10 protein-coding genes and 1 pseudogene are annotated in these 13,461 nt (G+C 69.4%); 2 read left to right on the plus strand and 9 right to left on the minus strand.

Features of this window, described 5'->3' with window-relative positions:
* Positions 1-329 precede the first annotated feature (329 nt).
* Positions 330-1,364 (plus strand): chitinase, encoded by a 1,035-nt coding sequence (locus NVU01S_RS00730; RefSeq protein WP_244896301.1) that lies wholly within the window; start codon positions 330-332, stop codon positions 1,362-1,364.
* Between the two features lie 8 nt (positions 1,365-1,372).
* On the opposite strand, the gene NVU01S_RS00735 is transcribed toward NVU01S_RS00730, so the two are convergent.
* Complete coding sequence (locus tag NVU01S_RS00735; RefSeq protein WP_043678602.1) at positions 1,373-2,107, minus strand: PaaI family thioesterase; 735 nt, start codon at positions 2,105-2,107, stop codon at positions 1,373-1,375.
* A gap of 150 nt (positions 2,108-2,257) precedes the next feature.
* Here NVU01S_RS00735 and NVU01S_RS00740 point away from each other — a divergent pair, with 150 nt between their 5' ends.
* Positions 2,258-3,016 (plus strand): NAD(P)H-dependent oxidoreductase, encoded by a 759-nt coding sequence (locus tag NVU01S_RS00740; RefSeq protein ID WP_043678600.1) that lies wholly within the window; start codon positions 2,258-2,260, stop codon positions 3,014-3,016.
* 53 nt (positions 3,017-3,069) lie between these two features.
* Here NVU01S_RS00740 and NVU01S_RS00745 read toward each other — a convergent pair whose 3' ends face one another.
* From NVU01S_RS00745 to NVU01S_RS00780, 8 genes and pseudogenes are all read right to left on the minus strand, one after another.
* Positions 3,070-3,729 (minus strand): DUF305 domain-containing protein, encoded by a 660-nt coding sequence (locus tag NVU01S_RS00745; RefSeq protein WP_043678598.1) that lies wholly within the window; start codon positions 3,727-3,729, stop codon positions 3,070-3,072.
* A 2-nt stretch (positions 3,730-3,731) separates the two neighbouring features.
* Positions 3,732-5,306, minus strand: a complete 1,575-nt coding sequence (locus NVU01S_RS00750; protein ID WP_043678596.1) for an LVIVD repeat-containing protein — start codon at positions 5,304-5,306, stop codon at positions 3,732-3,734.
* 172 nt (positions 5,307-5,478) lie between these two features.
* Positions 5,479-6,366 (minus strand): hypothetical protein, encoded by an 888-nt coding sequence (locus NVU01S_RS00755; protein ID WP_043678594.1) that lies wholly within the window; start codon positions 6,364-6,366, stop codon positions 5,479-5,481.
* 31 nt (positions 6,367-6,397) lie between these two features.
* Positions 6,398-7,462 carry a hemolysin family protein gene (locus NVU01S_RS00760; RefSeq protein WP_043678592.1) on the minus strand — a complete coding sequence of 355 codons (1,065 nt, stop codon included), beginning with the start codon at positions 7,460-7,462 and terminating at the stop codon, positions 6,398-6,400.
* Complete coding sequence (locus NVU01S_RS00765) at positions 7,455-8,897, minus strand: hemolysin family protein (RefSeq protein WP_043678649.1); 1,443 nt, start codon at positions 8,895-8,897, stop codon at positions 7,455-7,457. Before NVU01S_RS00765 ends, NVU01S_RS00760 begins: the two co-directional genes overlap by 8 nt.
* A 296-nt stretch (positions 8,898-9,193) precedes the next feature.
* On the minus strand, positions 9,194-10,630 hold the full coding sequence (locus NVU01S_RS00770; RefSeq protein ID WP_043678590.1) for a GuaB1 family IMP dehydrogenase-related protein: 1,437 nt from the start codon (positions 10,628-10,630) through the stop codon (positions 9,194-9,196).
* A gap of 123 nt (positions 10,631-10,753) precedes the next feature.
* The gene (locus tag NVU01S_RS00775) at positions 10,754-11,599 is read right to left on the minus strand and encodes a DMT family transporter (RefSeq protein ID WP_043678587.1); all 846 of its coding nucleotides are present in this window, start codon (positions 11,597-11,599) and stop codon (positions 10,754-10,756) included.
* A 362-nt stretch (positions 11,600-11,961) separates the two neighbouring features.
* Positions 11,962-13,296 (minus strand): annotated as a pseudogene (locus NVU01S_RS00780) (DEAD/DEAH box helicase); the annotation flags it as partial.
* Positions 13,297-13,461: the final 165 nt, after the last annotated feature.

Here is a 13,461-nt window from a genome sequence, read left to right on the forward strand (position 1 = left end):
AACGGCTATGGAAAGTGGTGGGAAAATCGGGCAGGTTCCAGAAGGTGCTGACCGGAGGGTTCCAATGGGTAACCGGGAGCGGGGTGGGCGGCGTTTTCGCGCCGGAGTGTCGCCGTGAAAGATGAGCGGTGTTGCTGTGGTGTGCCGTGGTTTCGGGTGCGGTCGATCTCCCCATCGGTGTGGGGTGGGGCTGTTCAAGGTGGGCGGGTTGCGTCCCCAGTTGTCGGTGGTCGAGTTCGATCTCGTAGGTGTGGTTCTACTTGGTTATGAAATGGACAAATGGCTCAGGTGGGGGGCGTCGGTCGGTAGTGGTGGGGAGTTTGCTGGCTGTGGTGGGGGTGGTGGGCGCGCTGGCGGTGGGGGTCGGCCCGGCGGCGCACGCCGCCCCCGCGGCGGACACGTGTGCGACCAAGCCGAAGCCGACCGGCAAAGTGCTGCAAGGGTATTGGGAGAACTGGGACGGCGCGTCGAACGGGGTGCATCCGGGGATGGGGTGGATCCCGATCACCGATCCGCGCATCGCGGCGCACGGCCACAACGTGATCAACGCGGCGTTCCCGGTGATCGAGTCGAACGGTACCGCCCGCTGGGAGGACGGCATGGATCGGACCGTGAAGGTCGCCACCCCGGCCGAGATGTGCCAGGCCAAGGCCGCGGGGGCGACCATCTTGATGTCGATCGGCGGCGCGGCGGCGGGTATCGATCTGAGTTCGAGCGCGGTCGCCGACCGTTTCGTCGCGACCATCGTGCCGATCCTGAAGCAGTACAACTTCGACGGCATCGACATCGACCTGGAGACCGGACTCACCGGCTCGGGCAACATCAAGACCCTGTCCGCCTCGCAGTCCAACCTGATCCGGATCATCGACGGTGTACTCGCGCAGATGCCGGCCGGTTTCGGCTTGACCATGGCGCCCGAGACCGCCTACGTCACTGGTGGCAGCGTCACGTACGGCTCCATCTGGGGCGCTTACCTGCCGATCATCAAGAAGTACGCGGACAACGGCCGCCTGTGGTGGCTGAACATGCAGTACTACAACGGCAGCATGTACGGCTGCGCCGGCGACTCGTACCAGGCCGGGACCGTGCAGGGCTTCACCGCGCAAACCGATTGCTTGGCAAAGGGTTTGACCATCCAGGGCACCACGATCACCGTGCCCTACGACAAGCAGGTGCCCGGCCTGCCCGCGCAGCCCGGTGCCGGTGGCGGGTACATGTCACCGAGCCTGGTGTCCCAGGCGTGGAAGCACTACGGCACCGGTGCGGCGAACAGCTTGAAGGGCTTGATGACGTGGTCTCTCAACTGGGACGGATCGCGCGGCTGGACCTTCGGCGACAACGTCAAATCGCTACAGGGTCGCTGAGCCGAACGTCAATCGCGGTGGCCGGGTGCGGGTTTCGGATGGATCCACAGGGCTTCGGCGAGGGCGCAGACCGCGCCCTCGCGGGTGGCGAGAGCCACGCCCACCGTGGATTTGCGGCCCGCCTCGGCGATCGGCCAGGCGTAGGAGACGTAGTCTTCGCCCGCGCGCACCGGCGCGAGCTGGGTGGCGGTGAGCGCGGCGGTGACGGTGCCGTGGCGCAGCGTGTGCAGCGCCATCGCCACCCACCCGCCGGGGCAGTCCAGGGCGGCCCAAACCTGTTCGGTCGGTAGGTCGCCGGTGTCGGCGGCGAGGCTTTCGTCCGGTGTCCAGGCGGCGACGACGCGATTGCGCTCGCGTTCCGGCCACGGGAACAGGCGCAGGCCCTGTCCCGGCCCGCACAGCGAACCGCAGCCGTAGCAGTCGGATTCGTGCCGCAGCGGGGCGGAGGACTCGGTGACGGCGAGCGCCTCGTCCCAGGTCGGTGCGGGCGGCGCGGTGAGTGTCAGGGTGGCGGGCACGGCTTCGACGAGGGGCAGGCCTTCGAGATCGGTCAAGACCAATCCGTCGGAGTCGTTGCGTCGCATGGTCACCGGCGTCTCGACCGGGACGCGGCGGCGGAAGTCGACCCGTACCGCGGGCGCGCCGGACTGCGCCGCGAGCAAACCGGCGACATATCCGCCGAACGCGACGCCGGGATACCCGTGCACGTGCTCCGGCACGACGATCGTGTCCGTTCGAATCATGCGATCTCCACCCCTCGGTCGCGCTGCCGGGTAAACGATACCGGCGTCGCGTCGATTCACCTCGCGTACCCGTCGTGAGCTGCGCCGCAGTGGTGCACCGGAATTACCCCGGATGCCGATGTGTTGCCACGGAACGTGACGAAAGCAGGAATGAACGTACTCGTCGTGTACGCGCACCCGAAGCCGGACTCACTGACGGGCGCGCTGAAAGACGTGGCCGTCGACCAGTTACGGGCGGACGGGCACGAGGTCCGGATCAGCGATCTCTACGCGATGGGCTGGAAAGCACACGCCGACACCGAGGATTTCGGCGCGGTGTCCGAAACCAATTTCATGCTCGCCTCGGGTGCGGCGTATCAGCAGGGCACATTGAGTGCCGATATCCAGGCCGAGCAGCAGAAACTGCTCTGGGCCGACGCCGTTGTGCTGCACTTTCCGCTGTGGTGGTTCAGCATGCCCGCGATCCTGAAAGGGTGGGTGGATCGGGTCTTCACCTGCGGCTTCGCCTATGGGGCCGGAGGCACGGCGCTACCGCGGTACGGTGCGGGCGTGCTTGCGGGACGCCGCGCGATGCTCGTGGTGTCGATCGGCGGCAAGGAGCCGTCGTACTCCGATCGCGGCATCAACGGCCCCGTCGAGGATCTGTTGTTCCCGATCCAGCACGGCATTCTCTACTACCCGGGGATGGATGTGCTCCCACCGTTCTTGGTGCACGGCACTATTCGGCTCGATTCGGCGCGTTTCGACGCTGTCGCCGCGGATCTGCGCGCCCGTATGTCGGAGTTGCCGACGATCGAGCCGATCTGCTTTCGGCCGCAGGGCGGCGGGGACTACGACCGCAGTCTGCGGCTCGAGCCGGGGCGGGAGCCGAACGGGGCCAGCGGATTCGAGCTGCACACCGCGCAATGACCTGCGCCGCCGGCTGGTTCACGCCGTGGCCTGACTCTGCCGTGATGCACCGCTCAGGGCAGGGGAGCGGCTCCACGCGCGGCGAGCAGCATGCCCATCAGTCCGGTCTCCTGCGCCTGTCCGTGGATCATCGAGCGCGCGGTTTCTTTCACCGGGCCGCCGGTGAGCAGCTGGTCGGCTGCCTGCGCCATCGCGATGCCGCCGCGGTGATGGCGATACATCAACTGCAGGAACAGGATTTCGGCGTCGCGCCCGCGCGCCCCGGCGAGCGCGTCCAATTCGGTGGTGGTCGCCATTCCCGGCATCCCGGTGCCTGGCGGCGCTTTCGGTTCGGTCTGTGCCACCGGCTGCGAATGGTGCTGTGCAGCAGCCTCGTCCGCGTGCATCCACGCCATCGGACGGGCCGACATGGGTGCGGCGTTCGCCAGCCGCAGCCAGCCGAGCATCGTGCCGATCTCGAGTCGCTGGGTGCTGTCGAGCTGCTGGGCCAGGCGCAGGACAGTCGAATCGACGCCGGGGTCGAGCCGCTGCACCATGATGAGCGCCTGCTGGTGGTGGGCGGTCATGTCCTGGGCGAAGCCGATCTCCACCGCGCTGAGAATCGGTGTCGCCGTGTGCTGCTCCGGCAGCACCAGGGGCCGCAACGCGGCACCGAGCACGAGCAGGGCGAAAGCGGCGGAGACGAACGCGGCACCCCGGATCCAGCGCGGCACGGCTAGGACCCGACGATCGACTCTTGGTCCGCCGGTGGCGAATACACGTCGTTGTCGAGCTGCAACACCATGAACCCGTTGTCGGAGCAGGTCACATACAGTTGCGAGCCACGCCATTCCGGCGGCGAGAGGCACCAGTCGGTGGACACGTCGCCGAAGGCCAGCCTGCCGGTGCGCGGGGTGAGCGCGTCGAGCGGATTGAATTGGCCCTCCAGCACGGCGCGCAGGGCGGGCGGGGTACTCATCAGCGGCACACCGATGATCGACGCCAGCGCGTGCGGCGAGTTCCACAGGCTGAGGTTCTGCCCGGTGCGGGCGGGCGGGTTGTAGTAGGCGATCTCGCGGATGTCGCGCGGATTCCGGATATCGAAAACCCTGATGCCCGAGGAGATCCACCCGCACGCCAGCGCCGTCGGATCGTCGCGGCGATCGGCGGTGCAGTAGTGCGATTCGTAGGCGAACGCCGAACCGCCCATGGACGACCCGATATTGGCATCGATGTTTTGCGGCAGGTTGATCTCCAGTTTGATCTTCGCGGCGACCTTGGGCGCGGTGTCGTCGGCGATATCGATGAGTTTCACACCGCCGGAACCGCCTTCGTCGACCGTGTACAGATACGGCTTGCCGCCATAGGTCACCGGAATGCTGTGCTGGGTGGCCCAGCCGTCGGTCCAGAACACCCGGCCGATGTGGTGCACCTGCGGGTTCGGATCGCGGCGCTGCACCGCGCTGATATCGAGCACGGTGAAGCCGCCGAGCGCGGACAGATACATCCGGTTACCGTCGGCGCTGATCCCGAAGCCGTGCGCTTCGATACCGGTGAGCCCCTGCCAGACGACGCGCGGATTCGCCGGATCGGTGAGGTCGACCGCGCTGACGAAACCGGGGACGATGCCCGAGGCCCAATAGGTGTTGCCGTCCGGGGAGAAGCCGCCCTCGTGCGTGGTGATCGGCAGCGGCATCAGCATATTCGTGCCGGCGCCCGGGTTGAGCAGGCGCGGATGCGCGCAGTCGGAGATATCGTAGACCGAGAGGTAGCCGACGCCGGTGCCCACCGGAACGCCGGTGCCCACCAGCAGCTTTCGGGCGGTGTTGACCTTCAGGCTCTCCCAGGTGCCCGCGAGCATGGCCGGTTCGGTGAGGGTGACGGTCGGGCGCGGGTGCGCCGGGTCGGACACGTCGAGCACCTGGACACCGCGCCCCTCGCTGATCAGGTCGCCGGGGAAGAACGAGCCCATATAGGCGCAGTGCTCGAAGCTGGTCGAGGTGATGCCCGCGCCGCGGCCCGCGAAACCGCCGACGAACGACATATTGCAGCGATAGCCCTGCGTGCTGCGTCCGCTGTCCCGGTCGGCCGCGGTCACGTCGCCCTGCATGCCGTTCTCCGGCGCCGAGCCCGCGCCGCAGTCGGCGCGCGGGACCGCGGTGCGGCCGACGTCGAGGAACTCCTGCACGGCGGTCTGGATATCGGACTGCAGATCTGCGGACGCACTGCTCGGCACCATGAGTGCGGCCGCGAGCCCGACCATGACGAGGACCAGCGGTTTGGTGCCGCGCAGGCGTGTCAGTGAGCGCATCGTCGAACTCCCCAACCTTCAGCAAGTTGATACGTGGTCGCCCAAACTGACTGGGACAGCCGACCGAACTGACTGAATGGTAGTAACTACCGTTAACTTATGGGAAGGGTTTCGCGGAAATTGGCAGGGCGCGCGGCGTGCCATCTCGAAACGTGGGATCTGGTACGGGCGTTCAACTGCTGGTGAGCTGGGTTTCCTGGGTCAGCAGCGCATCGCAGACGTCGAGCAGAATGCCGCGTAACTCGGCCGAACGCTCGGCCAGCGCCGACTGTGCCCTGGCGTACTCCGCGCGCCCGGCCGGCGTCTCGATCCGCACCGGCGTGTAGCCGTACTCAGACAGATCGTAGGGGCTGGCCCGCATATCGAGTTCGCGCGCGGCGCAGGCCAGCTCGAAGCAGTCCAGCATCAGCTGGGAGGAGACCAGCGGAGCCAGTTTGAAACTCCACTTGTAGAGGTCCATGTTCGCGTGCAGGCAGCCGGGCTGCTCCCGGTGCAGCTGATCGGCGCGGGTGAGCGGTTCGGCGTTGCGTCCCACCGCCGCCGGGGTGAAGAAGCGGAACGCGTCGAAATGGGTGCAGCGCAACGACATCGACTCCACGACGGCATCGGTGCCCGCGCGGCCGAGCCGCAGCGGCACCTGCTGGTGCCGGATGTCGTCGGTGCGGTAGACCATCGCCCACTCGTGCAGCCCGAAGCAGGACAGCTGCGCGGGACGAGCCGCGGTGGCGCGCAACAACGTCGCGACGAACTCGAGGGTGTCGCGGCGGCGCGTGAGGTACGCCGGGTCGGCGGTGTACGCCGCGCCGGCCCGGTGGTAGCCGCGGGCGCCGTCGTACTCGCGGGCACCCGCCAGCGCGACGCCGAAGCCGGGATGCCAGCGTCGCAACTGCGCGGGTTTGTGCCCGTAGTAGGTGAACAGGAAATCGATCACCGGATGCGTCGAACCCGATGCGCGCCGTTCGAGATACGGGCCGACGAGCGCATCGAGCCGGTCGAGGTGCGCGGCCGCCGCCGCGCGCCACTCGTGCTCGGTGCGCACCGTCGTCGCGCCCGTGCTCATCGCCGAACCCCGAAAATGCGGTACCGCGAACTCATTCGATGATCCGGTGCGTCCCGTCGCGGACCGTGCCGACGAACTCCTCCACCAGATCCTCCAACGCCACGATGCCGGTGGTGTTGCCGCGGGTGTCCACGACGCGCCCCAGGTGACTGTTGGTGCGCCGCAACCGGGCCAGCGCCTCGTACAGCGGCGTGTGCATGCTGACGGTCGGCAACGGCCGGATATCGGTGCGGGGAATCGGCGTGTCCGGCCCCGCCGTCTCGTCGGCGACCTTGTCCAGCACGTCCTTGACGTGCAGGTAGCCGACCAGCGAACCGTCGCTCGCCTGGACCGGATAGCGGGAGAAACCGGTTTCGGCGACGGCGGATTCGATATCGCCGAGCGTGGTTCCGCTGCCCCGCAACGGCACCGTGCGGGTGGTCGCCAGCGACACCATCACATCGGCGACCACGCGGTCACTGGTGCCGAGCGCCTGGGTGAGCCGGCGGTGCTCCTCCTCGTCGAGCAGGCCCTCCGAGCGGGATTCGCCGATCATCTCGGCGAGTTCGACGGAGGAGACGGTCGCCTCCAGCTCGTCCTTGGGCTCGATGCGGAACATGCGCAGCGTCAGGTTCGCGGCCAGGTTGTAGACCGCGATGAGCGGACGCGCCAAACGCAACCACATCAGGTGCACCGGAACCAGCAGCAGCGCACTGCGTTCCGGGCCCGCCAGCGCGATGTTCTTCGGAATCATCTCGCCGAACAGGATGTGCAGGATCACCACGATGGCGAGCGCGATCGCGAAAGCCACCGGGTGCAACAGCTGTTCGGGCAAGCCGAGGAACTCGAACGGACCCTCCAGCAGGTGCGCCACCGCCGGTTCGCCGACCCGGCCGAGCAGGATCGAGCAGATGGTGATGCCGAGCTGTGCCGCGGCGAGCATCATCGACAGGTTCTCGCCTGCCCGAATCACCGTGTTGGCGTTGCGCTTTCCCTGCGCCGCCAATGCCTCGAGGCGATCCCGGCGGGCCGAGATCAAGGCGAATTCGGCGGCGACGAAGAAGGCGTTACTGGCGAGCAGCACCACGGTGAGCAGCACGCCGAACAGGTCACCCATGACTGTGCTCCTGTTCGCGATCGGCCGCCGTGCCGGACTCGGCCGGCGCGGTCTCCTCGTGCTGGAAGCGCCGCAGCGCGAGTTCGTCCGGGGCGACCGGGATCAACCGGACCCGGTCGATGCGGCGGCCGTCCATGCGTTCGACCCGGGCGATCCAGCCACCGGAAGCCGGGGAATCCTCCGAAGACCATTGCTGGGAACGGGGATTGGGCAACAGCACCTCGTCGCCCGGCTCCGGGATGCGGCCGAGGCGGGTGAGCACCAGGCCGCCGAGTGTTTCGTATTCGCCTTCGGGCGCGTCGTATCCGGTGGCCCGGGACACCTCGTCGATGCGCAGCAGACCCGAGCAGTCCCACCCGTCGGAGACGCGGCGCACGTCGAGTTCTTCCTCGTCGTGCTCGTCGCGGACGTCGCCGAGGATCTCCTCGATGATGTCCTCCATGGTGACGATGCCCGCGGTGCCGCCGTATTCGTCGACCACCAGCGCGACCTGCATACCGTCGGCGCGGATGCGTTCGAGCACCTCGTCGCCGTCCAGGCTCGCGGGCACGATCGGCACGGGATGGGCCAGCATCTGCAGCGGGACGGTCCGCCGGACCGCCGCCGGATGGGTGAACGCCTGTTTGACGTGCACCACGCCGAGGGTGTTGTCCAGATCGCCGTCGATCACCGGGAACCGCGAGTAGCCCGTGCGGCCGGCCGCCTCGATGAGATCGGCGATGGTGTCGAGCTTGTCCAGCGATTCGATCTTCACCCGCGGCGTCATCAGTTCCTCCGCGCTGCGCTCACCGAATTGCAGTGAGCGGTCGATGACCTGCGCGGTGCGGGAGTCCAGCGCGCCGCGCAACGCGGACGTGCGGACCAGCGAACCGAGCTCCTGCGGGGAACGCGCGGAACGCAATTCCTCGGCGGGTTCGACACCGAAGCGGCGTACCACCCAGTTGGCGGTGTTGTTGAGGAAGTGGATCAGCCATTTGAACACCACCGAGAACGCGACCATCGGCGCGGCGGTGACGCGCGCGGTGGCCAGCGGTTTGGAGATGGCGATGTTCTTGGGCACCAGCTCGCCGTAGATCATCGACAGCGAGGTGGCCAGCACGAGCGCCAGCGCGAGCGAGAGGCCGCGGGCCGCGCCGTCGCTGAGCCCGAGGCCGCTGAACAGCGGATCGAGCAGCCGGGCGAGTACCGGTTCGGCGATATAACCGGTGATCAGCGTGGTGATCGTGATGCCGAGCTGGGCGCCGGACAACTGGAACGAGAGCGTGCGATGGGCTTGGCGGACCATGCGGGCCCGGACGTCACCCTCGCGCGCGTGCGCCTCGACGGTGCTGCGTTCCAGGGCGGTGAGGGAGAATTCGGCGGCGACGAAAAGCGCGGTGCCTGCCGTGAGAGCGATGAATCCGAGCAAACTGAGCACGGTGAGCGCGACGGTCATCGTCGGCACCACCTGATGGCCGGAGACCCGCCGATCGGGAATGGAGCTCGGACTCGGAGGACGCGGGGGAGTAGGAGGACGCCGGGTTTGTCACCCGGCTCGGTAGAGGAGCCCTCCTGTGCTGCGCCCTTGGACGCGGGTGACAACTGGATCCTTTCGCGAAGCCGGTGATGTGCGGCCGGAGGCCGGCAACCCCCATGTTACCGGCCCACGTCGTGGAACGCGTGGGCCGGTCGGTGTCCCGGCACGGGCGTGTCGGACGCGCCGTGCCGGGCGGGTGTTTCAGGGAACGGTGCTCACCAACCGCTGGGCAGCGGCCGGCCCTCGGCGAATCCGGCGGCCGACTGCACACCGAGTACCGCCTTGTCGTGCAGTTCCGCGAGACTGCGGGCACCCGCGTAGGTGCACGCGCTGCGCACGCCGGAGCAGATGTGGTCGATGAGGTCCTCGACGCCAGGGCGTTCGGGGTCCAGTCGCATGCGCGAGCTGGAGATGCCCTCCTCGAACAGCGCCTTACGGGCCCGATCGAAGCCGCTGTCGGAGGCGGTACGCGCGGCGACGGCGCGCTTGGAGGCCATGCCGAAGCTCTCCTTGTACGCGTTGCCGTCGCGGTCGACGCGCAGGTCGCCCGGGGACTCGTAGGTGCCGGCGAACCAGGAGCCGATCATCACGTTGGACGCGCCCGCGGCCAGCGCGAGGGCGACGTCGCGCGGGTGCCGCACGCCGCCGTCGGCCCAGATGTGTACGCCGAGTTCCTGTGCGGCGGCGGCGCATTCGGCCACCGCGGAGAACTGCGGGCGACCGACGCCGGTCATCATGCGGGTGGTGCACATGGCGCCGGGGCCGACGCCGACCTTGATGATGTCGGCGCCCGCGGCGGCCAGGTCGCGGGTGCCCTGCGCGGAGACCACGTTGCCCGCCACCAGCGGCACGCCGAGGGCGAGATCGCGCACGGCGCTGAGGGATTCGAGCATCTTGGCCTGGTGGCCGTGCGCGGTGTCCATCACCAGCACGTCGGCGCCGGCGTCGACGAGGGCCTTGGCCTTGGCGACCACGTCGCCGTTGATGCCGACCGCGGCGGCGACGCGCAGCTGGTTGCGGTCGTCGACGGCGGGCTGATAGATCCCGGCGCGTACGGAACCGGTGCGGGTCATCACGCCGGCCAGGGTGCCGTCCGCGGCGGTGAGCACCGCGAGCTGGGCGTGCTTCGCCTCGAGCAGTTCGAAGATGTCGCGCGGCGAGGTGCTGACCGGGGCCTGGACGAAATCGGTGATCGCGACGTCGCGCAGCCGGGCGAAGCGGTCGACATCGGTGCACGAGGCCTCGGTGACGACGCCGACCGGGCGGCCCGCGTCGACCACGACGACGGCGCCGTGGGCGCGCTTGTGCATCAGGGCGACGGCCTCGGACACCGAGCGTTCCGGGTCGAGGGTGACCGGGGTGTCGGCGGTGAGCGAGCGGCTCTTGACGAAGGCGATGGTGTCGGCGGCCGCACTGATCGGCAGATCCTGCGGCAACACGACGATGCCGCCGCGACGGGCGACGGTCTCGGCCATGCGGCGTCCCGCGACCGCGGTCATATTGGCCACGACGATGGGAATGGTGGTGCCGGTGCCGTCGACGGTGGAGAGGTCGACATCGAACCTGGAGGCGACATCCGTCCGATTGGGGACGAGGAAGATGTCGTCGTAGGTCAGGTCATACGGCGGCTGATGGCCAGGGAGAAACTGCACTTAACCGATGATAACCAAGTCCGGGCGGTGGTGCGCAATCCGCCGGCATTCGGCGGAGACGAACCTCACAGCCTGCGGCTCGGGCGTGTCGCGGTGCGCCCGGGCGGCGTGAGCTGTGCGGAGTCAGGTCGCGGCCTGCGAGCGCGACAGGCTGATCGTCGCGGCGCACATGACGAGCACGGCCAGCGCGGTGACCAGCAACCCGAAACCATTGGTGCGGAAGCGTTCGTCGAGCACGGTGACGCCGACGAAGGCCGCCGCGAGCGGCTCGGCGATGGTGACCGCGGGCAGCGACGCCGCGAGCGAACCGGCCTGGAATGCCCTCTGCTGCAAATAGACCCCGGCGATCCCGGCGGCGACCAGCGCCCAGGTCTGCCAGCTGGTCAGCACCTCGAGCAGGCCGTGCTCGAACAGGTCCGTGACGTACGAGGTGAGCGCGGCGGCCAAGCCGTAGAGCGCACCACTCGCGGCGCCGAGCAACAGTGCGCGCCGGCCGGTGTCGGCGGAGCGGAGGCCGACCGCGACCGCGATACCGGTCAGGGCCACCAGAGCGATCAGCGGGATCAGCCAATCACGCAGCGGCGCAGTGGTATTCCCCTCGGACGGGTTGCCGACGAGCAGGAAGACGACCAGCGCGGCCACCAGTGCGAGCGCAATCGCCCAGGTGCGGGCCGAGATTCGGCGCTCGTTCAGCCGCGCGGCCAGTGGTAGCGCGAAGACCAAGGCGCTCACCAGGATCGGTTGTACGAGCAGGACCGCGCCCAGCGCGAGCGCGGCCACCTGCATCGCGTAGCCGCCGAGGTCGCCGACCACACCGGCCCACCATCGCGGATTGCTCAGCAGCGCACGGACGAGCGGCACCTCGTCGGGCACCGCCGCGGCCGCCCGCTGCTGCGCCACCGCTGCCACGGCGAAGAACAGCGCGGCGAGCAGTGCGCAGGCGACGGCGCCCACCGGATGGCCGGTCACGACCGCTAGTTTGCCCCGCGGTTGCGGGTGCTCGGCGCACGCTCCGGGCGCACGGCGCGTCGCCGTGCCCTGCCGGGCGTGTCGCCAGCGCTGTTCCCGCCGGACCGGGCACCGGTACCCGCGAATCCGGCCGCGCCCGCGGTAGTGCGGCCCGCGCTCGCCGGTGCGGCACCGCGGCCTGCGCCGATCTTGGTCGAGGCCGCGCCACGACCGGTGGACCCGCCCCGCCCGGTGGCACCCGCGCCGGAGCGGGCCGGGCCGTCGTCACGTCGCGCGAAGCCCTTGCCGGAGCCTTCGCCCCGGCTGTTGTTCGTCCGTCCGGATGCCGCGTCGTCGCCGAAACCCTTGGCGGCACCGGCACTCCGACCGCCCGTGCTGCGTCCTGCGCCGGCGCCAGAGCGCCCGGCACGCGCCGGACGGCCTGCGGGGTCGCCGGCGCCGGAACGGCGGCCTGTGGCGCCGGAACGGCGTCGTCCGGTGGCCGAACCACCTTCGGCCGCCGCCTGCTTCGGCGGCGTGGGCGCGGCGACCGGAACGCCGGAGGGCTGGCGCGCGCCGGTGATCTCGATCAGGGTGCGGTCGCCGGGGCGCACCGCGATGCCCTTGACGTCGACGCCGGCTTTGCGGGTCATCGATTCGACGTCGCGCCGCTCCTCGTCCATCACCAGCGTGACGACCACGCCGTCCTCACCGGCCCGCGCGGTCCGGCCCGCGCGATGCAGGTAGGCCTTCGACTCGGCGGGCGGATCGACATGCACCACAAGGGAAATGCCGTCGACGTGGATGCCGCGCGCGGCGACGTCGGTGGTGACCAGCACCGGCACCGAGCCGTCGGCGAAGGCCGCGAGCGTGCGGGTCCGGTTGTTCTGTGCCTTGCCGCCGTGCAGCGCACCGGCCGGGATGCCGACCCCGCGCAGTTGCTTGGCCAGCCGGTCCGCGCCGTGCTTGGTGCGGACGAACATGATGGTCAGACCCTCGCGGGCGGCGATCTCGGACGCGACGGCGCGCTTGACGAGCTTGTCGCGCACGAAGAGCAGATGGTGGGTCATCGTCGCGACCGACGCGGCGGGCGGCGCGGTCGAATGCGTGACGGGAGAACGCAGGTAGCGCTTGACGAGCTTGTCCACCTCGCCGTCCAGCGTCGCCGAGAACAGCAGGCGCTGACCGTCTTTCGGGGTCTGGTCGAGCAGCTTGGTGACCTGCGGCAGGAAGCCCATGTCGGCCATGTGATCGGCCTCGTCGAGCGCGGTGATCCGCACGTCGGCGAGCGAGGCGGAGCGCTGCATCACCAGATCGGCGAGCCGGCCCGGGGTGGCGATCAGCAGATCGACGCCGCGGGCGAGGCGGTCGGCCTGCCGCTTGATCGGCGCGCCGCCGACAACCGAGGCGACCCGCAGGCCGAGCGCTAGCGCCGGTGCGTCCAGCGAACGTTCGATCTGTGCGGCGAGCTCCCGGGTGGGCACCAGCACCAGACCGCGCGGGCGGCCCGGCTGGGACGCGGCGCCGGCGAGGCGGGCCAGCATGGGCAGTCCGAAGGCGAGGGTCTTGCCGGATCCGGTCGGGCCGCGGCCGAGCACATCCTTGCCCGCCAGGGCGTCCGGCACCGTTGCGGCCTGAATGGGGAACGGTGCCTCGATGCCGTCGCGCCGCAGTGCCTGTACGAGCACGGCGGGCAGGCCCAGATCCGTAAATGACACGGTGGGCGCCGCGGCGACGGTGGTCGAGGGGGTCACGAGTGGTGTGTGCCTTTCGTAAGACGGCGTGTTCGCAGGGCAGAACACGCTGTGCAGAGTGGGTCGTGGCGGTGCACGCTACGGTGCAGCGCGCGCTGCGGACAGAGGGTTTCGGGGTGCAGCGCGAAG

Origin of the sequence: Nocardia vulneris (genome assembly GCF_001613425.1) — a bacterium.
GTDB classification, from domain to species: domain Bacteria; phylum Actinomycetota; class Actinomycetes; order Mycobacteriales; family Mycobacteriaceae; genus Nocardia; species Nocardia vulneris.